Raw genomic sequence first — 21,593 nt, 5'->3', positions numbered from 1 at the left:
CAGATCATGCCGTCGAGTCCCTCCCCGTCTAAACGTGCACGAGATTCCGACCGAGCCGATACCTGTGGGGTGCTGGACAACGCCCTCGCAGACGGGCAGCTACATGCCGGAGAATACGAGTCTCGAACATCAAAAGCAATGTCCGCCAAAACAATTCACGACCTTCAGGTTCTCGTGAATGACCTTCAGATCCCCTCTCGATATCTCGACACCGAGGTGGTCCGGCCCCGCCTGCCTGCGCCACCGAAATCGGTGAAAGCTGCTGCGGCCGTCGTACTTGTCGCCGGTGTCGTCGGGGCGCTGATCGGTTCGGCCACCAACCCGGACACGTCACCGCTCGGGACCGACGCACCGATCCCGAATCTGATGACCGGCCACGGCGTGGCGCAGTTCATCGACGATTACCGGGCCGAATTCGGCGACACCATCGCCGATACCGTCTCACTCAGTACCGAAAACGCAACCGTAGAACGAGTGGCCCATGATCAGCCCGGCAACTACGTCAAATACATCTACGATGGTGACTTCAAATCCTGGTCGACACCTTCACCCCGAACAACCGGGACACGAACAATCGACCTGTCGACGGTCGATCTCGAGGTTCTGGCGCGGCTGATCGCCGGCGCTCCGGAAACGCTCCGGGTTCCGGGCGGAGTGGTCGACCAGATCCGTTTCGAATACCCCACCATCGGCCGAGCCAACGAGCCGACCGTCTCTATGTACGTGAGAAACGAGGCCGACGACTCCGGCCACCTGGAGACCACACTGTCGGGCGAGCCGTTGAGCGTCTACCCGTTCGCCCCCTGATCTAGCCGTGACACCTTGGTACACGTATCGGGCCGCAGTGTGGTTTTATATATCGGCGCGATATAGTTGGTTATCGCATCAAGCGGTTAGGTTCAACGACTCGGGAGGTTTGTCAGTTGCTCGAACTCGCAATCCTCGGGCTGCTCCTCGAGTCACCGATGCACGGATACGAGCTGCGTAAGCGGCTCACTGGTCTGCTCGGCGCATTCCGCGCGTTCTCGTACGGATCGCTGTACCCGGCACTGCGGCGCATGCAAGCCGACGGATTGATCTCGGAAGACGTCGACACTGCCACCGGCACTCTCAAGCGTCGGGCGCGTCGCGTCTACCAGCTCACTCCGGAAGGTCGGCAACGGTTCACCGAACTGGTCGCCGACACCGGGCCGCAGAACTACACCGACGACGGTTTCGGCGTTCACCTCGCCTTCTTCAGCCGCACCCCCGCAGAAGCGCGGATGCGGATCCTCGAAGGCAGGCGACGCCAGGTCGAGGAGCGCCGCGAGGGGCTCCGCGAGGCCGTCGGTCGGGCCAGCGGATCGCTGGACCGCTATACCCGTCAGCTCCATCAGCTCGGACTCGAATCGAGTGAACGCGAAGTGCGTTGGCTCAACGAATTGATCGCAGCCGAGCAATCGACAACAGGAACATCCCGGAAAGAAGGAGAACCCGACCATGGGTGAGAACAGCACCGCGGTGCGCGTAGCCATTGTGGGCGTGGGTAACTGCGCCTCGTCCCTGGTTCAGGGCGTCCACTACTACAAGGATGCCGACGAGACCCAGACGGTCCCCGGCCTCATGCACGTCAAGTTCGGTAAGTACCACGTCCGCGACGTGCAGTTCGTCGCTGCGTTCGACGTCGACGCCAAGAAGGTCGGCTTCGACCTCTCCGAGGCGATCCTCGCGAGCGAGAACAACACCATCAAGATCGCCGACGTCCCGCCCCTGGACGTTCCCGTTCAGCGTGGCCCGACCCTCGACGGCATCGGCAAGTACTACGCCGAGACCATCGAGCTGTCCGACGCCGAGCCCGTCGACGTCGTCAAGGCACTCAAGGACGCTCAGGTCGACGTCCTCGTCTCCTACCTGCCCGTCGGTTCCGATGACGCTGACAAGTTCTACGCACAGTGCGCGATCGACGCAGGCGTTGCATTCGTCAACGCCCTGCCCGTCTTCATCGCTTCCGACCCGGAGTGGGCTGCCAAGTTCAAGGACGCCGGCGTCCCGATCGTCGGCGACGACATCAAGAGCCAGGTCGGCGCCACCATCACCCACCGCGTGATGGCGAAGCTGTTCGAAGACCGCGGCGTCGTGCTGGACCGCACCTACCAGCTCAACGTCGGTGGAAACATGGACTTCAAGAACATGCTCGAGCGTGATCGCCTGGAGTCCAAGAAGGTTTCCAAGACCCAGGCCGTGACGTCCAACCTGACCGGCGCACTTGCCGGCAAGGTTCACGACCGCAACGTCCACATCGGTCCCTCGGACTACGTGGAGTGGCTCGACGACCGCAAGTGGGCATACGTCCGCCTCGAAGGCCGCGCCTTCGGTGACGCTCCCCTGAACCTGGAGTACAAGCTCGAGGTCTGGGATTCGCCCAACTCTGCCGGCATCATCATCGACGCCGTCCGCGCAGCCAAGATCGCCAAAGACCGCGGCATCGGTGGACCGGTTTACCCGGCTTCCGCTTACCTGATGAAGTCCCCGCCGGTCCAGATGGCCGACGACAAGGCTCGCATCGAGCTCGAAGCGTTCATCATCGGAGCCGATGAGGCGTAGCTAGACGCCGGGCCGACGAGGCCTGATTTAGGTTCACGCTGATTCGGGGTCTTGCGCCAACGGCGCAAGGCCCCGATTCTGTTATCCGCAGGGTGTTTCCGCATCCGCGCGGGTAATCACGCCTGCGGCTGCCGAATCGCTGCGCGGGTCCGGGTGCCGATCAGCGTGGAATGATGGACATCAGAACCATCACACGGATCGAGGACCCCATGTCGATTACGTCGCTGCCAGTGCTCGATCTGTCGCTTGCGCAGAATCCCGACACCGCCGAGCAGTTCCGCACTCAGCTCCGCGAGGCCACCCACGAGGTCGGATTCTTCTACCTGGTCGGCCACGGAATTCCCGACGAACTGCAGCGACGCCTCCTCGCCGTCGCCCGCGAGTTCTTCGCGCTACCGACTGCCGAGAAGCTCGCGATCGAGAACGTCCGCAGCCCGCACTTCCGTGGGTACACCAGGCTCGGCGGCGAACTGACCGAAGGCAAGCAGGACTGGCGCGAGCAGATCGACATCGGCGCCGAACAGCCCGCGGCCGAGCGCACCGACACCTCACCGGCCTGGGAGATCCTGCAGGGCCCCAACCAGTGGCCCGACGCCCTTCCCGAACTCCGCGACGTCATCACCGAGTGGAACGACACACTCACCTCGATCGCATTGAGCCTCTTACGCGAATGGGCGGTAGCCCTGGGCCAGGATGCGAACATCTTCGACGACGCGTTCGCTCACGATCCGTCGATCCTCATCAAGGTGGTGCGTTACCCGGGCCGCCCGAAAGGTGCCGGCTCCCAGGGCGTCGGCGGGCACAAGGACGCGGGCGTACTGACTCTGCTCTATGTCGAACCGGGCAAGGGCGGTCTGCAGGTCGAGCACGACGGCGACTGGATCGACGCCCCGCCGATCGACGGGGCGCTGGTGGTCAACATCGGCGAACTTCTCGAGGTCGCTACCGGCGGCTACTTGAAAGCGACTGTGCACCGGGTAGTTTCACCCGAAGGTGACGGTGAACGTATCTCGGTGCCGTTCTTCTTCAACCCGAACTACGCAGCGCAGATCCCGGAGTTCGACCTACCGCCCGAGCTGGCGGCGCGCGCCACCGGCGTCACCGTGGACGCGAACAACCCGATCCACGATTCCTACGGGGCGAACGCCCTCAAGAGTCGACTACGCGCGCACCCCGATGTCGCGGCCCGATGGTGGCCGGACATCGTTGCGGCACAAAGTGCTACCTAGGGGATGGGTCAAAGATCCATCGCAACTTTCCACGCCGTGTGCATCGCACCTTCGATGTAGTCGACGTTCACCGCGTCACCGACCACGTGCACGTCGGAGACGACGCCGATCAGAGCGTCGGCCAGCGGCGCTTGCGCTGACACCCCCGAGGCGACGACAACCATGTCGGCCGGAGCGGTCAGTGTCTTGTCACCGGAAAGGAATTCGACGTGCTCCTTGGTGATTCGCTGCACCGTTGAATTGCGGTGAATGTCCACACCGACATGCTTGGCGTGGCGCACAGCCGTCCAGCGGCGCGGCATCGCCATCGGAATACCCAACTGCTGGCCTTCTTCGATCAGCGTCACATTGCGACCTCGCTCGGCCAGGAACTCCGCAAGCTCGAGTCCGACAAGCGAACCACCGATCACGACAACGTCCTTACCCATGGGCAGGAACTTGCGAGTCACAGCTCGGATCGCCGCGGGGCTCTTGGTGATACCGGACAGCTTGCCCAACTTGGCCATCGTCCGCAGGAACGGCGGCACCTGTGAGACGTCTCCCGCTCCGGTCATCAACGCGCGCAACGAATCACCGGTGTGCACGTGTGGGAGATCACCGCCCGGAACGCTAGGCCGCTCACGAACTGCACCGGTGGCCACGACTACGGCGTCGGGGTTCAATGCCCGGATCGAGGCGACTGTGGCTTCGGTCTTCAGTCGAACATCGACACCGAGACGCTCGATTTCCACTTTCAACCAGCTGAGCAGACGCCCGTTGTCCGGGGTAGTGAGGCTCGAGAACCACAGGGTGCCGCCGAGGCGATCGGACTTGTCCAACACCGTGACTCGGTGCCCACGTTCAGCGGCCACGCGAGCCGTTTCGAGACCACCGGGGCCCGCTCCGACCACAACAACGTGTTTCGGAGTGCTGGTCCGAACGAAGGGGAGCAGCGCTTCGTTGCCCAGGGCAGGGTTCACCGCGCACAGCGGGGTCTCGTCCCAGAAGTTCTCCTGCACGCAGACGTAGCAATTGATGCACGGCCGAACCCGCTCGGGTACACCGTCTTTGAGTTTGTTCACCAGCTGTGGATCGGCCAGGAGCTGGCGGCCCATCGCGGCGAAGTCCGTACGACCTTCCGCGATCATCTTCTCGCCGACCTCGGGGAGCATACGTCCGACCGTGATCACGGGGATCGATATCGCCTGCTTGATTCGCGTTGCATTGTCCGTGTAGTAGCCAACCTTGTCGGGCAGGGGGCCGTCGGTGAAGTTGGCAAAAGCATTCAGCGCGGTACCGGTGACGTGAATGGCGTCAGCGCCGGCCTCTTCGAACATCTTGGCGGCCGCAGCAGCCTCGTCGACGGTCAGCCCGTCGGTTTCGCCGTACTCTTGACCGGCCAGACGCACGATGACGGCAAGCGCACCACCGACCTCCTCCTTGACCGCCCGAATAACCTCACAAGCCAGGCGAGCACGGTTCTCCATGGAACCTCCGTACTCATCGCTGCGCTGATTCGTGTAGCGACTCAGGAACGCTCCGAGGACGTAGTTGTGGGCACAATGAATCTCGACGGCGTCGCCGCCGGCCGCTTTCACCCGTCCGGCAGCCTCGGCGAACATGCGGACGAGCCAATCAAGATCTTCCTTGGTGGCCTCGTGGTAGGTCGCCCTCTTGCCCTCGTTGATGGCAGCCATCTTGCCCAGTTCTTTGGGCGTGCAATCGGCCATCGCACTCATGTCACCCGGCGGCTTCGGTGTGGACGGGACCAGCTGCGGTCGGCCGTCGAGGGTATCGATGCGCGCCACCTTGCCGTGGTGTGTCATCTGCACACAGAGCTTGCTGCCTGCGTCGTGCACCGCGTCGGCCAGCGCTTTGAGTCCGGGGATGAACCGGTCTTCGGAGAGCCCCGGTTCCTTGCGGCTGGTGCAGCCCAGCGGGTACGCAACAGCGCAGCAACCGGTGATGATCAGACCCGTTCCACCGGCCGCACGAGCCACGAAGTGGTCGATGTCGCCCTTTTCGATTTCCCCGTCTTCACACAGGTTCATGTCCATCGCAGGGAGAACCACGCGATTGGGCACGGTCATCGGGCCGATGGTGCCTGGTGCGAGCAGGTGCGGAAAGGTCTGGCTTCGGATCGTCACGAGCAGACGCTAGAACTGGACCACGCCCATCCGTTGCCGCACTCCCGATCAACGAGACTTCACGCGCTGTGACGTGCGAGGCACTCGGCTATCACCTCGAGCGCATATTCGAGGTCCGCGGATTCCACTCGCCCGTAGCCGATGACCAATCCGCCGGGGTCTCCGTGCGTTCGGGTGGACTCGACCAGGGTGGGCACTTCGACGCCGAGTTCAAGTGCCTCGCGAGCGACGGTGGCTGCCAGATCCGCGTCGAGCATGAGCGTCGTGTGCATGCCGGCGCCGAGTCCGCGCAGTTCACCGAACGATGACAGTGCTTCCTCGACCGCCCGATCGCGCTCGCGGTACCTGCGCCGGGCGGTACGTACCGCTCGATCCCATTCGCCGTCACGGAGCAGGGACAGGAGTGCTTGCTGCAGCGGAACCGACGGGAAGTCGCCGATTCGCTTGCGGTGTAATGCTATGCGGTCGACCAGGTCGAGGGGAGCTACCAACCAGCCCAATCGAATTCCGGCGCCGAGCGTTTTGGCAACCGTTCCGAGATACACCACCCGATCAGGAGCCAACTGGGCGAGCGCAGGCAAAGGCGCTACGTCGTAACGGAATTCGGAGTCGTAATCGTCCTCGAACAGGACGACGTCGCGGGCGCGTGCGAACTCGATCAACTGGTTGCGCCGACCTACCGGAAGCAGCCCACCTGTCGGATACTGATGGGACGGTGTCACATACACACCGCGGACGTTCTCCGACGCCGTTTCGAGTTGGTCGACACAGAGACCATGAGCGTCGACGGGCACGTCCGACAACGACCATCCACAGGCTGTTGCGGCCGAGGACGCATACCGGTATCCGGGATCTTCCATCGCCAGGACAGCATCACGGGTACGCAGCGCCGACAAGGCGAGGCCGAGACCATGCGTGGCACCTGAGGTGATCAGGATCCTCTCGGGTTCAACCGACATTCCGCGGGCCCTAGCCAGCAATTCCGATAGTGCCGAACGCAATTCGTAGTCACCCGCAGGATCGGGATCCTCGAATGGTGGCGGTTTGGACCCGACGTCACGCCACGCCCGCCGCCACGCTGCCGATGCACGCGGCGGCGTCCACGGCACGCCTGGCCGGAGCTGCACCCTGGGCGACATCTTGTCGGCGGTCTTCTTCGGTGTAGTCGTGGGAGTGACCGCGGGAGAGGGCGCCTCGGCAACGAAGGTGCCCGAGCCGTGCACAGCGACAAGCCAACCCTCGGCGATCAACTGCTCATACGCCCGTTCCACGACGCCCCGCGCCACCTCGAGCTCCGCCGCCAGCTTCCGGGAACTGGGTAACCTCAGTCCCACTGCCGCCTTACCACTGCGGATATCAGCTCTGAGGTGGTCGGCAATCTGGATCGGGAGCGCCCGCCGATCTGTCCGGTCGAGGACGACGGCTACCGCCGAAGGAAGAAACATTCAGAACCCTCTCGGAAGTGGAAATCGAAGTGGCCTATCGAAGTCTCCACTGATTGGACCATGACTTGATGCCACTTTGCCACCAGCATTGTCTGCATGACAGATTCAGTTGTCTTTGCTGCCCCTGCTCCTGCCCCCACTGCACCTATTCCGCTGTCTCCGACAGCACGTACGACGCACAAGCGCGCCCGCCACCACGGCGTCGCAGAACGCGCGGCACTCGTCGACGTCTTGCAGTCCGCGAAGCTGTGCCACATGGGCGTGAACGTCGGCGGAGTTCCCATGGTGTTTCCCACCGCGTACGGGTTCGACCTCGACGGCCCTGACCGCGGCGGGTCTATTTATGTTCACGGCTCGGTGGCCTCGCGAAGCTTGGCTCCGGACAGCGAAATCTGCATCACCATCACGATCCTCGACGGGCTCGTGTTGGCTCGGTCGGGCTTCCACCACTCGATGAACTACCGCAGCGGCGTCATCATCGGATCACCTCGAGTCGTGACCGACGGCGACGAGCGAGTGAAGGCTTTGAATCTGATCGTCGACCAGGTGGTTCCCGGACGTTCCCAACACCTTCGGGATCACACGCGCAAGGAAATGGCGGCAACCATCGTTCTTGCCCTGCCGTTGTACGAGGCTTCCGTCAAGGCCCGCACCGGCGGCCCCGGTGACGATGCCGCTGACATCGGTGTCGAAACCGTCTGGGCTGGAGTAGTTCCCGCAGCTACGCACTTCGGTGAACCGCTCCCGTCCGAGGATCTCGACTCAGGTGTCGCGCTTCCGGACCATATCTCGACGATGCTCTGACCGCACACGCGACTCCGACAAACGCAGCTCGCACCGGGGCATGGCTATGCCCCGGTGTGTACGTATTCAGTTGCGCCCGTTCAGGCTGCTGTGGGCGGGCTGTTCCCACCGATCGGATGCTGATACGGATCAACCGACATCGGCGGATAGAACACCGACTTCCGATCCGGGCCGATCTCCACCCGCCATTCGGTGTGGTGCATCGTCCGATGATGATGACCGCACAACAAGATCAGATTGTCGAGATCCGTTGGGCCACCATCATTCCAATGAACAATATGATGAGCATCGCACCACCCCGACGGCGTCCCACACCCCGGAAACGCACACCCACCATCACGAACCGCCAACGCCCGCCGCTGCGGCACCGTCGCTGTTCTCGCTTCCTTACCGCAGTCGAGCGGAACACCGTTCTCATCCAGGAGGATCCGGGTGACGGTGCAGTCGCACGCCAGCATCCGCGCAGTATCGATACTGATCGGACCTACCCAATCCGTCCACGCGAACCCCAGCTCCTCCGTGGACGGCAGGAGGTCTTTCAAGGCCTGCAGGTCCGTCATGTCTTTCGCCGATGCGGTCACCGTGATGTGTGGTTTCACGCCGCCCTCGATCGGACCCAACCCCGCCCGCTCGTACCGGCGCAACAACTCGCAAAACCCATCGGCCCGTCGTAATGCCGGCGTGCGGGTGTCCTTGACGCCGTCCTTCTCCGGTGTCGGAGCCGACAGGCTAGACAACAACGTGATCAGACGCGCCCCGTTCACCGCATCCAGATCACCCTTCACCGACACCCGCCCGTACAAGCCTTTCGAGGCGTAAAACTCGTTCCGTTCCGAATCTTCCCCGACCGGAACACCGTCCTCACGCTTGCCAAATTGCTTCTCGATCCGCCGAATCGCCGCCCGCACCGCATCACAATCCGCAATGTTCTTCGACGCCAACCCCAACAAAATCCCGCGAACCTTGTCCACATCCGCCAGGGTCATATTCTTCGGCGGATGCTGACAAAACGACGCCACCTGACGCGCCTTCAACGCATCCACATCACCCCGGTGAAACGCATCGCCGACAACGGGTTCGAGCATCAGCAACCGCGCCAACCCGACCAGCAGGCTGCACTCGCCGATCTCGAGATTCGTCGAACCGTGCAACCACTGCGCGATCGCCCGAAAACCCTTCCCACCGAGAACCTCTCGGGAAAACATCTCCACAATCAGCAACACCATCCGCGACTGCAACTCGTGCCGAGCGTGCACCAGATCGAGAACCTCACTCTTGAGGTCCTCGCCATCCAGTTGCCACGCATCCCGACTGTCCATGCAGCAATCGTATTCGAACACAGTTTCGAATACAACAGAATTTCGAGATGAAACTAGCTGCTAATCAACAACTTTCGCATTCCAGACAGAACGGGCATGTTCTTGGGTGACTGTGGAAACCTCCGCTTGGCCGCCCATGAAGGGCCGGACAAGATCCAGCGGCAAGGGGAAGACAACGGTGGAGTTGTTCTCGCTACCGATCTCGTGAAGTGTCTGCAGATATCGCAATTGCAGGGTGGTCGGATTGCGGCTGATCACCTCGGCCGCCTCGGCGAGCTTGGCCGAAGCCTGAAACTCTGCGTCGGCGTTGATGATCTTGGCTCGACGTTCACGTTCGGCCTCTGCTTGCCTGGCGATGGCGCGCTGCATGTTGGCTGGAATCTCGACGTCCTTGATCTCGACGGTCGTGACCTTGACGCCCCACGGTTCGGTCTGCTGGTCGATGACTTTCTGCAGATCCTCGTTGAGGCGTTCACGTTCGGATAGCAGCGAGTCCAGCTCAGCTTTACCGAGGATGGAGCGCAGTGTGGTCTGGGCGATCTGTGAGGTGGCGGCCAGAAAGTCCTCGACTTCGACTATCGAACGGTCAGCGTCGACGACCCGAAAGTACGTGACGGCGGTGACCTTCACAGGAACATTGTCGCGGGTAATCACTTCTTGGACCGGTATTTTCAGCGTGACGGTTCGCAGACTGACCCGTTCCATACGATCGATCGCCGGCACCAGAATCACCAGGCCTGGGCCTTTCAAGGTGATCAATCGGCCGAGGCGGAACACCACCGCGCGCTCGTACTCGCGCAGAACTCTCACCGACATTCCCACAAGGACTGCAATCAGCACGACAAACACGGACAACACGACAAGCACGGTGGTCATAGCGGCAGCTCCCACGGTTCACGACGGCGCACTCTCAGAGTCAGGCCTCGTACCTGCTCTACGACGACGGATTCGCCCACGGCAGGCACAGAGTCGTCGTACCCGAATTCCATTCGAGCACTCCATAATCCGCCGTCAAGCTCGACCTGCCCCTGCACGCCCGTCCAACTGCGAACGGTCGCGTCGGAACCGACAAGAGATTCCGTCCCGGTACGCACGGGAGCGCGGCGCGCGGTAAGCGCTTTTCGACTCGCTACCGCCACCACGCCCAGGCCGACTACCGCGACCCCCGCCGTCACCGGGATCGCGATCAATTGCCCGATACCGTCGGATGTGAAAAGCATCCAGACGCCGGCACCGATCATGAGTGCTCCAAGCACACCGAGCACCCCCGCGGTTGGGGCATGCGCCTCGACCACGATCAACAGGACGCCCAGCACCAGGGCAACGACACCGATCGTCGTCATCACTCGTCTCCACGCTCGCGAGGACGCGGTCACGTCGCGTAGCCATTGTGCGATCGCGCCCTCGGCTTCAACGGTAATCACGTTCGGCCGGATCTGCCACAAGCGATTCACGCCAGTTCAGAGAAGCACTTCACCGATCTGTCGCGCAGTCACCTTGGCAAGGTCGGCGAGGAACGGAATCCGTTCGTCGATCATCAGCTCGACCGGACCACGAAGCCCGAGAGCGTAACGCACAGTGCCGGATCCATCGATGATCGGAATTCCGATCGTTCGGTAATCCGGGGTCAACTCCTCGTCGTTGAATCCGTATCCTCGCTCACGAGTCAGTTCCAATTCCCGGCGGATACCGGCAACGTCGGTGATCGCACGCTGAGTGGTCGCTTCACGTGGCAGCGCAGCGAGCTCGGAATCGTCGACATCGGACCAAGCCAGAAAGGCCTTCCCCAGTGCGCTCGCATGCAAGGGAAGGCGGACACCTTGGAGCACGTGCCCGTCGGCCTCGCGCCACCGACTGAATCCGAGCAACACCACCTCACTTCCGCTTCGCACTGCCAGGGAGGCGGATGCTCCTGTCGTCGCGGCCAATTGCTCCAAATAGGGCTCGGACAGATAGATCCGATGCTGCCGGTAGGAGACCTGTCCGTAAGCCGCCAGCGCCGCGCCGATGCGATACCGACTGGTTGCGTCGTCCTTCTCGAGGAACCCCGCGTCGACGAGCGACTGCAGCAATCGATGCGTGGTGCTGACCGCAAGCTCTTGTCGCCGCGCAACTTCCGAGACTCCCAGTTCTTCGCCACTGCGAAAACATGTGAGCATGGTCAGGGCACGGGTTACCGTCTGAACTCCCGCGCCGCGTGCGTCCGTCACGAACGATCCTTTCGCTGTGGCCTGATCGACCTGAGAATCGGACGCTAACACGGACCCAGCAGTCCGGCCATCCTTTCCATCAGGTGGAAAGGAACCTAACGCGGACCCACAAAAGCCCAGATAAACAGACTTCCGATGTTGTCAAGATTTCCAATCTCCAGAAAACAAACGGGGGTAAAACGGACACGCACCCAATAGCGTCATCGTCGTCAGTTCTGACGAATCAACGCCTGAAGGAGCCACATACATGTCCCGCTTCCGCCGACTGCCACGAGCTGCCGCTGCGCTCGCCATGATCCCGCTGGCCGGGTTGGCGGTGGCGTGTGGGTCTTCCGATTCCGACAGCGCCGCAGGCAATTCCAGCGCCGACTTCACGCTCAAAGTCTTCGATCCCGGAAACTCCGGTGCCATCGCCGTCGGCAAGCGTGACGGAACCTACGACGAGGCGCTGGCACCGCTGGGCGCAAAGATCGAATGGGTCAAGACCACACCGGGATTCAGCTCCAACCTCAAACTGTTCAACAGCGGAGAACTCGACATCCAAACCGGCGCATACAGTCCCGTCGTCGGAGCACTGTCCAAGGACGTGGGTGTCCGCATCTTCGCCACGTCCGACCCGTACAACAAGGACCAGGCCGGCATCATCGCCACTCCGGAATCCGGAATCAAGACCGTCGCAGATCTGGCCGGCAAGCGCATCGCCGTCAACCCTGCAGGTAAGGGCGAGTACATCACGCTCAAGGCCCTGACGCAGGCCGGAGTGCCGATCGATTCCGTCGAACGTGTTCCGCTGCAACAGGCTGACGCGGCGTCGGCGTTCTCCACCGGGCAGGTAGACGCGTGGGCATCCTTCCTGATTCCATATCAGGAGGCGAAGGCCAAGGGCGCGGTCGAGATCGCAACCGAGGCGAGCATCGACTCCGTGGACAGCACCATCATCGCCGGCCGCACCGCAGTACTCGAAGCGCATCCCGAGGTGGTCCAGAAGTTCCTCGAGGTCACCCAGGAACTCACCGCGAAGCAGCAGGCCGACCCAGCAGCCTTCGAGAACGTCTTCGAACAGACCGGTCCGCGTGCACTCTCCGGACAGCGGCTCGACGACGCGATCACCCTGGGCGGCCAGATCACCAACTTCCGCTATCCGACCGCAGCGGATGCCACCGACCTCGAATCGATCTCCACACTGTTCGCCGAGAACAAGGTGATCCAGCAGCCGCTCAAGGGCAGCGACGTGATCTTCGACCTCCAGGGTGCTGTGGCAGGTTCGGCAGCGGCAGCGCCCACCACCGAGGGGAAGTGACCCGATGGTGACGCTGACCCGCCCCGCACGAACGGCGTCGCAGTCAGTGGAACATCCGCAACTCGAAACGCCCCGCTACCGGCGCAATCGCAGCAGGCCCAAGTGGGTCTCGATCCCCCTCCGCTTCCTCGTGCCCGCGCTGCTGGTTGCCGGATGGTGGATCGGATCCGCTACCGGACTGATCCGCGAAGAGATCCTGGCCGGACCTCCGGCGGTGTGGACGGCATTCGCCGAGCTGTACCAGTCGGGTCAGTTGGTCGACTTCGGTCTCGCGTCGCTTCAACGTGCTGCACTCGGTGTTTCGGTCGGTGTGATAGTCGGATTGGTTCTCGGGGTTCTGTCCGGCCTCTCCTCGCTCGGCGAAGAACTGATCGACTCGACCATGCAGATCAATCGCGCGGTTCCGTTCCTCGCGCTCGTTCCGTTGTTCATCGCCTGGTTCGGTATCGACGAAACTTTCAAGGTGGTCCTGATCGCGGTCGCGACCGTCGCCCCCATGTACGCGTACACCTACCTGGGAGTGCGCGGGGTCGATCGCAAGATGGTGGAAGCGGCACAGGGTTTTGGACTGACAGGTTGGCGACTGGTGTTCGGAGCGATTCTTCCGACCGCCCTCCCCGGTGTTCTGATGGGGCTTCGAATCTGCTTGTCGCTCAGCATCACCGGATTGATCGCCGCCGAGCAGGTCGGCACACGTGAGGGCATCGGATACCTCGTCACCCTGGCGCAGGAATACAACCGTACCGACTACATGGTTCTGTGCATCGTCATGTACGCGGCGCTGGGTCTCATCTTCGACGCCGTGGTCAGGCTGATCGAGCGGTACTCCATGCCGTGGCGGAGATTGTCGGTGGCGCGGTGACGAACACGACCGTCGGCTCGCTGCCTACCTCCGAAGCACCTCTGCCGCCGTTGGCAACGCGTGAGCGGACCGGCACCACTGCGGCCGAACGACGAGCCGGATCTCCAGTGGCAGTCTCACTCACCGGAGTGCGGAAGTCGTTCGGTGACAAGACTGTTCTGGGTGGTATCGACCTCGAGATCACACGCGGAGAGTTCGTCGTTCTCCTCGGCCCCAGCGGCACCGGCAAGACGACCCTGTTGCGAGTGCTCTCCGGTTTGGAAGCACCGGACAGCGGCGAGGTGCTGGTTCCGCGCGACCGTACGGTCGTCTACCAGGAACCGCGATTGATACCGTCGAAGCGAGTTCTGGCCAATGTCACAGTCGGACAGAAACGGTCACGTCAGGTGACCGACAATGCACGCAACGCACTCTCCGAGGTCAACCTCGCGGACAAGCACCGTGCCTGGCCGGCCACCCTCTCCGGCGGCGAGGCCCAACGCGTCGCATTGGCGCGCGCTCTCGTTCGCGAACCTGAACTATTACTGCTCGATGAACCGTTCGCGGCCCTCGACGCTTTGACCAGGCTCCAAATGCAAGACTTGGTAGGCGATCTGGTCGCCCGCCACCGTCCGGCTGTACTACTCGTCACGCACGACGTCGACGAAGCCGTACGACTTGCCGACCGCGTGCTCATCCTCGACAAGGGCGGGTTTGCCGTGGACGTCGACATCGACCTGCCACGCCCCCGCGATCGGAACGATCCCGAATCTTTGCGCTACCGAGCGAGTTTCCTGAAGGAACTCGGTGTCGGCCGCACCTTCCCCGACGGACAGGACAGTCATGACATTGATCGCTGATTCCGCAATCGACACACTCTGGTACACCCGCTGCCCCGTTCCCACCGCCAGCGGTCTCGCCAACAGTCTCGGTTGGCTCGACCGGACGGCAAACGAATCCGGAGTGCGTTTCGGCGTACTGCAAGATGCCGGACCGGAATTGGCAGTGCGCCATTTCGATCACCATCTCTCCGGACTCATTCGCGAAGGCGGCAACGTCCCCGCACTGGCTGCGCGTGCCAGTGGTTCTCCGACGCGGCTCATCGGGCTCACCTGGATCGACGAGGCCCAGGCGATCCTGGTGCGCGGAGACTCCGACATCCGAGAAGCAGGTCTTCTGGCCGGCGCTCGGATCGGAATCCCGGCCTGGGCTGCGGATCAGGCCAGGAGCTTTCCTCGCGCCATGGCCCTGCACGGCTTCGCCTCCGCACTTCGACTGGGCGAGTTGAGTTTTGCCGACGTCACCCTCGTCGAGGTTGCGACGACCGCAGCCCCCGAGGTCCGCACCGCCTCGTCTACCCGCAACACGACGTGGGGTGTCGAATCCCTGCTCCGCGGCGACGTCGATGCCATCTACGTCAAGGGCGCCCGCGCCCAGGAAGTTGCCCGCGAACACGGCCTCGCCGTGGCCGTCGATCTCGATTCCACTGCATCCCTCCGTGATCGCGTGAACAACGGCACCCCACGACCGATCACGGTTCATGCCGACCTACTCGAACAGCGCCCGGACATCGTCGTCGGTTTCCTCGCCGAGAGCCTGAGAGCAGCGGACTGGGCCGCAGCCAACATCGACGAGGTCCGAGCCGTGCTGCAGACCGAAACACAGTCCGGGCCCGAAGGTGTGGTGGCAGCCTACGGCGAGAACTTCCACACCGGACTGCATTTGAGCCTGTCGGACGAGCGTGTGGACCTGCTCGGCGTGCAGAAACAATTCCTGTATGCGCACGGCTTCCTTGCCGCCGACTTCGACCTGCAGTCCTGGGTGGCGCACGAACCACTGGAACAGGCACGCGCACTTGTCGCCGCGCAGAAGGGCACAGAAGAATGACGGACGTCTACTGGGAGCTGCCCTCGCGCGGTGACGGACGCCGGGCCGTGGCCGCGCTGAACAGTCGCGGCGGCTTCGGGCCACAGCGACCGACTACCGTCGCGACCGATGTTCGCCCCGGAAACTTCGGGCCCTTCGACGAATTGGCACAGATCGTTCTCGCAGCCGAACTGTCGGGCGTCGACGGCGTTGTCGCACCGTACGATCCGAATGGCGAAGAATCCTGGATCGTTGCTGCCGCCGCCCTACGTCAGACGCGTCATTCGCGAGTGGTCGTGGAGTTTCACCCCACTTTCGGCACCCCCGTCTACGCCGCCAAAATGTCGGCGACACTTCAGCGCCTGTCGGCAGGTCGTCTCGAATGGCGAGTGAAGGTAGAGACGGACCCCGAAGACGCCGCTGCTCGCGGAGACGTGGTTCGAGGAGCCGACCGCTACGCGCGCGCCGCGGAGTTCCTGACCGTCGCACGCGGTGTGTGGAACGAGGAACAGATTCTCCCCGGCGGATTCGGCGGCACGGGTTACGACTTCGACGGCGAGTACTACGACGTACTCGGCGGCGGATTCCGAGGCATCTTGTCGGGACTCCGTTTTCCCCGAGTACATCTGACCGGAGACTCACCGGAAGCTCTGGAACTCTCGGCCCACCATGCCGATGTCCATCAGTTCACCCTTGCCGGTGACGAGTTGTCGACACGGATCACCACCCTCGACGACCGAGCATCCGAACTCGGCAGGACCGTCGAGAAGGTCCTGCGCATCCCGATCATCGCGAGGGAGACAGCCGACGAAGCCTGGGCTCGCGTCGAACGGCAACTGAGAGAAGCCGATTCCGCTGCACTCGAGATCGATCGGGGCGGCATCCTGTGGTCCGGATTCGACCGCATCGGCTACGAGCACAGTATCGGCCTCGTCGGAAGCTACGAGGAAGTGGCACAGCGATTGTCGTCGTATCGCGATCTCGGCGTGCACGGTTTCGTCTTGTCAGGTCGGCCACACATCGAAGAGCTGCACCGGGCGGGCGAGCATCTCCTGCACCTGGTCGATCCCGAGGGTCGGATCCGCAAGGAAGAGAAGGCCACCACAGAAGAGAAGGCCACCGCATGAGCATCGATTTCTATTGGCGGATCGGGATGGAAGGCGACCACGCGTCGCTGCGTACTCCGCGTCGCTACAACCGCGGCGATGCCGGTGGATACGGGCCGGGCAACATCGCTCCCGCGATCCGCGGCGGCGAGTTGGACGGATACAGCTACATCGACCACATGGCCGCGGTGGCAAAGGCTTCCGAGTCTGCCGGCTTCCTCGGCGGACTGCTGCCGTCCTTCCCGATGACGGAGGATCCGTGGGCGACCGCAGCAGCGTTGGCCGCCGAGACCACCACGTACCGTTTCATGGTCGCGTTCCAACCGGGTTTCCTTCACCCGGTACAGGCCGCGCGGATGTCGGCCAGTCTGCAGCGAGCAACTGGCGGACGTCTGGTTTACAACATCATCAGTGGCGGAGGCGGAGCGCCTCAGCTGTGGTGGGGCGACAAGGTCGACCATGACGATCGCTACACCAGGACGTCCGAGTTCCTCGATGTCCTCAAGGGTGTGTGGGACGGCGAACCTTTCGACTTCGACGGTCGCTTCTTCCAAACCCACGGTGCCGCACTTCCACCCGGGCTTGCCGGCCAGCCGTTTCCCGAGGTGTACTTCTCCGGATCTTCGGCAGCAGCCGTCGCCGCCGCCGGACTGCACTCCGATTACTACCTTTCCTGGCTGGAGCCGTACGCCGATCTGAGAGCCAAGATCGACGGCGTGCGGGAGAATTCGGCCAAGCTGGGACGCACCCCGAAGTTCGCCGTACGCATCGACGTCGTTGCCCGGCACACCGAAGAAGCCGCGTGGGCCGAGATCGAGAAAGGCTGGGCTTTCGTCGACAAGGGGGCCGCCGACCGTGCAGCGCAGGGTGACTCGGTGGGCGCCGCCCGCATCAAGGGGTGGGTGCCCGAACACATCACCGGTTACCGAGATCTGGAAGTGCAGCCCAACGTGTGGTGTGGCTTCAGCCTCATCCGCGGCGGACCAGCGTTCGGACTGGTCGGCAGCTATGAGCAGGTAGCCGAGCGCCTCGACGAGCTGCGCGAACTGGGCGTCGACGCCTTCATCCTCGCGGGTAACCCGCATCTCGAAGAGGCATACCGCGTCGGCGAAGAAGTTCTTCCCCTCCTGCAGCGCACCCCGATCACATCTTCTGGACTGGAGACTCGATGACCACCACCGAAACTCGACTCGACGCCGATACCGCAGCATTCGTCGAAGAAGCGCGCAAAGCAGCAGACAAAGCATTCGACGTCTTCCGCAAGACCGGAACGGTTGCAGCCAACGGGACCGTGAACTTCGTCGAACGCGTTCCCGCCACCGAAATCGCGGTCGCCCTGAACGACCCGGGACCGTGGGCGGATGACCCATCGGTGTCACCGGTTGTCGCTACGTTCGAGGGAGAGGTGCTGTCCGGCAACGGATCGGCTGGTTTTGTCACCGGCTACGCGTCCGTCTTCCGTCAGCATCCGGAAATCACCAGCGTCGTCCACATCCACACTCCGTGGCTCGGCGGTTGGGCACAGACCCATCGGACGCTACCCATCCGCTATGCGGCTTCGCAGAGGCTGACGCTCTCCCGAGAGATTCCGCCGCACATCGATCGATCCCGTTCTGCGGGCGAGTTCATTCTCGAGCGCCTCGAACACGATCCCGATCTGGTCGCCATTTTCGAAGCCAACGGCGGGGTCAACGTCATCGGACGCAGCGGGTTACTCGACCTCGCGAAGTTCGTCGTCCTCCTCGAGGAAGGCGCCCAGTTCCAGGCGATCGCCGAAACCCTCGGCGGCTCGGTCGAATTCGATCCATCCAACCTCGTCGTGCAGTGGGGCCGTAGCGGACTCGCCGACGAGGCGCGTCGACGCGGCCTCATCTAGCCACCCCCATCACTGATTCAGAACAGGAAACCGTAGATCTCATGACCGTTCGCGTCGGATACTTCCCACACAACAATTCGCTGTTCGTACTGCGCCACACCGGAATCCTCGAACGCCGTCTCCCCGATGTCGAGTGGGTGGACCTGCGTGAGCTTCCCGCCAAGCCTGCAGTGAACCCGGAAAACGCCTTGCCGACCCTGCACTCGGACTGGCTGTTCGAGGAGGGCGGATACGATGTGATCGGAACCGGATTCACGCCGCCGGTCACCGGATTGGCCCAGGGCCGCGATCTCGTCTACATCGGAATCTCCGGCCCCCGCGTGGAGAACGGGCGCCTGGTAGTCAAGGCAGAGTCCGAGATCAACACGGTAGAGGACCTGCGCGGCAAGCGCGTCGGCATCGCGCACGGATCGTGGCAGACCACACTTTTGTTGTTCGCCTTGGATCAGGCGGGGCTGACCTGGTCCGACATCGTCCCCGTCGATACCGACGTGCGCGGTGGTGGAGCGGACCTCGTCGACGGCACCATCGATGCCTGGGTAGGGGCGTACCCGGGGCTGACCGACATCGAAGCGAATCACGAACTGCGCACGCTGATCGCCACCGACGGACTCTTCAGCCACCCCTCACTGTGGTTCACCCGGCGCGATTTCGCGGATACCAACCCGGAGGCCCTCCAGGCGATCATCGAGGCCCTGCAGGAATCCGACGCCTGGATCGAAGCCAACCCCCGCGAAGCCGCGCAGATCTTCGTCGACGACATCGAGAAGCGTGGCGGGTCCGCGAGCATCGATGCCTGGGAAGCTGCACTGCGCGGGCGTCCTTTCGGTGTCAACCCGGTCACCGACGAGTTCCTCGACGAGCAGCAGCGAGCGGCCGATCTCCTGCTGAGCAACGGGCTACTGCCGAAGGCGGTCACCGTCCGCGAAGCAGTCGTGCCGTGGATCAGCGAGTTCGTCGGTTCGGATCGTTCGTCGATCTGAGAACCCACACCTGACAGATCCGCTTCACACGTGACAGATACCGAACGGTCTGCCATTGTGAAGAGATGCGGCGGCGCGTGGGTGAGAGTTGGTCCACGCGACCAGTCTCAGGGGTAACCCCTGGGTCGGCCAGAAGAATTGGATACTGCGTCCACCGGCGTTCGGCACGCTCCGCGTGCTTGCCGCCGCACCGGACAAAGGATTTGGTCACCCCGCCCCGTCGCATCCCGGAGTCGAATCATGCGTGACTTCGAGCTCGATCCCGAGTTGGCGCGTCGTCTGGCCGTTGCGGCTGCTGACGCTCCGTGGACCCTCAGCGGCCTCGAGGAGGCATTCGGAACCGTCTTCGGTGTTTCCCCGACGCTCCTGGCCGTGCGCGTTCTCGACCTCATGCCCGCCCCACCGTTCGAACCGCAAACGCTGTACCGATTGCTTCGCGAACTACCTCGCCTGCGGCCTGTTCCTCTCTCACTGGACACCAATGAATCTTCGGTGTGGCGGTTCGACGTTCCCCGCTACAACACCAGTGTGGACCTGGCTCGTTCACTGGATCTGACGATCTCCGAACTCGAGTGGTTTGCCGACCGAGGGGAATGGCTCCGCACGAAACCCCTACCACTACGCCACTACCGGCCCATGCAGATCAGCAAGAAGACCGGCGCTCGCCTCCTCGAGGTACCGAAACCTCGATTGCGCGAAATTCAGCGCAAGATTCTGCGCCGCATACTCGACCTGGTGCCCCCACACGACGCGGCACACGGATTCGTCCGTGGTCGAAGCCCTCTGACTTTTGCAGCGCCGCACGCACAGTCGGAAATCGTGATCGGTGTGGACCTCGCGCAGTTCTTCCCCTCGATCACCGGCAGCCGCGTTCACGCCGTCTTCACAGCCCTCGGCTATCCACCCGCAGTGGCGGGAGTTCTCACCGGATTGTGCACTGTTGCAACACCTGCCGATACCCTGCGCGGCCTACCGTATGCACAGGCATCACAGCTACGCACCGCGCATCTTCCGCAAGGCGCGCCAACTTCGCCTGCACTGGCGAATCTCGTCGCGCGCAAACTCGATATCCGCTTGAGTGGACTCGCACAAGCAAACTGGCTCACCTACACCCGATACGCCGACGACCTCGCCTTCTCCGGAATCGAAGTTGCCGACGTCGGAACCCTCCTCTGGAGCGTCGAGCAGATCGCCAGGGACGAAGGGTTTGCCATCCATCCACGAAAGACCAAGGTGATGCGCCCTCATCGACGCCAACACCTCACCGGGCTGGTGATCAACGACCAACCGTCGTATCCGCGTGACGACTACGATCGCTTGCGTGCCCTGCTGCACAATGCCGCCAGTACTTCTGCGCAGGAACAGAATCGGGACGGAATCGAGAACTTCCGCGCCCACATCTACGGCCGGATCGCGCACATCGGCGAAACCAGCACTACACGCCGACGCACATTGCTGCGCCTGGCTGAACGTGTGGATTGGGACGGTTAGTGCCCGCGAGCAGTCAGACCCGCGGTGTGTACGCCATGCATTCGACCTCCATGTGCGCACCCAGCGCCAGTCCATCTGTTCCGAACGCACTGCGGGCCGGCAGTCTCGACGCCGGGAAGTACTCGAGGTAGACCTTGTTGAACTCCTGCCAACGAGACATGTCGTCAAGCATGACAGTGCATTTGAAGATTGCTTCGACGCCGGAACCGTAAGCGATCAGCGAAGCCACGATGTTCTCCATGGTCTGTCGAGCCTGCGCTTCGAAGCCGTCGGCCAAAGTCCCGTCCGGGAGCATGCCGATCTGACCCGACAGATACAGAACGTCTCCGACGCGCACTCCGGTGGAGAACGGCGTATCGAAAGCGGGTGGGATGAACTCGACGGTCTGAGATGAATCCATTAGATCTCCTCGGA

Annotated in this window: 21 protein-coding genes; 14 read left to right on the top strand and 7 right to left on the bottom strand. The window is 62.8% G+C overall.

Translation table 11 applies throughout. From position 1 onward, the window contains the following. The first annotated feature begins 6 nt into the window (after positions 1–6). From QM596_RS00485 to QM596_RS00470, 4 genes are all read left to right on the top strand, one after another. The gene (locus QM596_RS00485) at positions 7–807 is read left to right on the top strand and encodes a DUF1707 SHOCT-like domain-containing protein (protein ID WP_283307772.1); all 801 of its coding nucleotides are present in this window, start codon (positions 7–9) and stop codon (positions 805–807) included. Positions 808–923: 116 nt separating this feature from the next. Continuing rightward, on the top strand, positions 924–1,487 hold the full coding sequence (locus QM596_RS00480; RefSeq protein WP_003946014.1) for a PadR family transcriptional regulator: 564 nt from the start codon (positions 924–926) through the stop codon (positions 1,485–1,487). Continuing rightward, entirely contained in the window at positions 1,480–2,583 is a 1,104-nt protein-coding gene (locus QM596_RS00475) for an inositol-3-phosphate synthase (protein WP_003945979.1), read from the top strand. The genes QM596_RS00480 and QM596_RS00475 overlap by 8 nt, the downstream gene beginning before the upstream one ends. Positions 2,584–2,753: 170 nt before the next feature. Continuing rightward, positions 2,754–3,812, top strand: a complete 1,059-nt coding sequence (locus tag QM596_RS00470; RefSeq protein WP_019746062.1) for an isopenicillin N synthase family dioxygenase — start codon at positions 2,754–2,756, stop codon at positions 3,810–3,812. 8 nt (positions 3,813–3,820) lie between these two features. Here the strand turns inward: QM596_RS00470 and QM596_RS00465 are convergent, their stop codons facing one another. Both QM596_RS00465 and pdxR read right to left on the bottom strand, forming a co-directional pair. Then, the gene (locus tag QM596_RS00465) at positions 3,821–5,938 is read right to left on the bottom strand and encodes an oxidoreductase (RefSeq protein WP_283307771.1); all 2,118 of its coding nucleotides are present in this window, start codon (positions 5,936–5,938) and stop codon (positions 3,821–3,823) included. A gap of 59 nt (positions 5,939–5,997) precedes the next feature. Beyond that, positions 5,998–7,383 carry a MocR-like pyridoxine biosynthesis transcription factor PdxR gene (pdxR, locus tag QM596_RS00460; protein ID WP_283307770.1) on the bottom strand — a complete coding sequence of 462 codons (1,386 nt, stop codon included), beginning with the start codon at positions 7,381–7,383 and terminating at the stop codon, positions 5,998–6,000. Between the two features lie 96 nt (positions 7,384–7,479). Between pdxR and QM596_RS00455 the strand changes: the two genes are divergently transcribed. Then, positions 7,480–8,187 carry a pyridoxamine 5'-phosphate oxidase family protein gene (locus QM596_RS00455; RefSeq protein ID WP_097386647.1) on the top strand — a complete coding sequence of 236 codons (708 nt, stop codon included), beginning with the start codon at positions 7,480–7,482 and terminating at the stop codon, positions 8,185–8,187. A gap of 80 nt (positions 8,188–8,267) precedes the next feature. Here the strand turns inward: QM596_RS00455 and QM596_RS00450 are convergent, their stop codons facing one another. The 4 genes from QM596_RS00450 to QM596_RS00435 all read right to left on the bottom strand — a co-directional run bounded on the left by QM596_RS00450 (position 8,268) and on the right by QM596_RS00435 (position 11,716). Beyond that, on the bottom strand, positions 8,268–9,506 hold the full coding sequence (locus tag QM596_RS00450) for an HNH endonuclease signature motif containing protein (protein ID WP_279163336.1): 1,239 nt from the start codon (positions 9,504–9,506) through the stop codon (positions 8,268–8,270). A 60-nt stretch (positions 9,507–9,566) separates the two neighbouring features. Next, positions 9,567–10,382 (bottom strand): slipin family protein, encoded by an 816-nt coding sequence (locus QM596_RS00445; RefSeq protein ID WP_283307768.1) that lies wholly within the window; start codon positions 10,380–10,382, stop codon positions 9,567–9,569. Beyond that, positions 10,379–10,849 carry an NfeD family protein gene (locus tag QM596_RS00440; RefSeq protein ID WP_141488684.1) on the bottom strand — a complete coding sequence of 157 codons (471 nt, stop codon included), beginning with the start codon at positions 10,847–10,849 and terminating at the stop codon, positions 10,379–10,381. The genes QM596_RS00445 and QM596_RS00440 overlap by 4 nt, the downstream gene beginning before the upstream one ends. Positions 10,850–10,966: 117 nt before the next feature. Next, on the bottom strand, positions 10,967–11,716 hold the full coding sequence (locus tag QM596_RS00435; RefSeq protein ID WP_020971387.1) for an IclR family transcriptional regulator: 750 nt from the start codon (positions 11,714–11,716) through the stop codon (positions 10,967–10,969). A 247-nt stretch (positions 11,717–11,963) separates the two neighbouring features. Here QM596_RS00435 and QM596_RS00430 point away from each other — a divergent pair, with 247 nt between their 5' ends. From QM596_RS00430 to QM596_RS00390, 9 genes are all read left to right on the top strand, one after another. Then, complete coding sequence (locus QM596_RS00430; protein ID WP_019746070.1) at positions 11,964–13,016, top strand: NrtA/SsuA/CpmA family ABC transporter substrate-binding protein; 1,053 nt, start codon at positions 11,964–11,966, stop codon at positions 13,014–13,016. A gap of 4 nt (positions 13,017–13,020) precedes the next feature. Beyond that, positions 13,021–13,878 carry an ABC transporter permease gene (locus QM596_RS00425; protein ID WP_020971388.1) on the top strand — a complete coding sequence of 286 codons (858 nt, stop codon included), beginning with the start codon at positions 13,021–13,023 and terminating at the stop codon, positions 13,876–13,878. Next, complete coding sequence (locus QM596_RS00420; protein ID WP_029256741.1) at positions 13,875–14,717, top strand: ABC transporter ATP-binding protein; 843 nt, start codon at positions 13,875–13,877, stop codon at positions 14,715–14,717. The genes QM596_RS00425 and QM596_RS00420 overlap by 4 nt, the downstream gene beginning before the upstream one ends. Next, a complete protein-coding gene (locus QM596_RS00415) occupies positions 14,701–15,744 on the top strand; it encodes an ABC transporter substrate-binding protein (protein WP_029256742.1) in 1,044 nt (347 codons plus the stop codon). The genes QM596_RS00420 and QM596_RS00415 overlap by 17 nt, the downstream gene beginning before the upstream one ends. After that, entirely contained in the window at positions 15,741–16,850 is a 1,110-nt protein-coding gene (locus QM596_RS00410) for an LLM class flavin-dependent oxidoreductase (protein WP_283307767.1), read from the top strand. The genes QM596_RS00415 and QM596_RS00410 overlap by 4 nt, the downstream gene beginning before the upstream one ends. After that, complete coding sequence (locus tag QM596_RS00405; protein ID WP_020971392.1) at positions 16,847–18,001, top strand: LLM class flavin-dependent oxidoreductase; 1,155 nt, start codon at positions 16,847–16,849, stop codon at positions 17,999–18,001. The genes QM596_RS00410 and QM596_RS00405 overlap by 4 nt, the downstream gene beginning before the upstream one ends. Then, positions 17,998–18,705 (top strand): class II aldolase/adducin family protein, encoded by a 708-nt coding sequence (locus tag QM596_RS00400; RefSeq protein ID WP_283307766.1) that lies wholly within the window; start codon positions 17,998–18,000, stop codon positions 18,703–18,705. Before QM596_RS00405 ends, QM596_RS00400 begins: the two co-directional genes overlap by 4 nt. Positions 18,706–18,746: 41 nt before the next feature. Then, entirely contained in the window at positions 18,747–19,688 is a 942-nt protein-coding gene (locus tag QM596_RS00395; protein ID WP_020971394.1) for an ABC transporter substrate-binding protein, read from the top strand. Positions 19,689–19,928: 240 nt separating this feature from the next. Then, on the top strand, positions 19,929–21,179 hold the full coding sequence (locus tag QM596_RS00390; protein ID WP_080910782.1) for a reverse transcriptase family protein: 1,251 nt from the start codon (positions 19,929–19,931) through the stop codon (positions 21,177–21,179). Positions 21,180–21,192: 13 nt separating this feature from the next. Here QM596_RS00390 and QM596_RS00385 read toward each other — a convergent pair whose 3' ends face one another. Then, entirely contained in the window at positions 21,193–21,579 is a 387-nt protein-coding gene (locus tag QM596_RS00385; protein WP_003946047.1) for a RidA family protein, read from the bottom strand. Positions 21,580–21,593: the final 14 nt, after the last annotated feature.

The sequence above is a fragment of the Rhodococcus sp. IEGM 1406 genome (assembly GCF_030056745.1).
GTDB classification, from domain to species: domain Bacteria; phylum Actinomycetota; class Actinomycetes; order Mycobacteriales; family Mycobacteriaceae; genus Rhodococcus_F; species Rhodococcus_F erythropolis.
The sequence above is the reverse complement of the archived record's forward strand: the minus strand, read 5'-3'. Positions and strand labels throughout refer to the sequence as shown.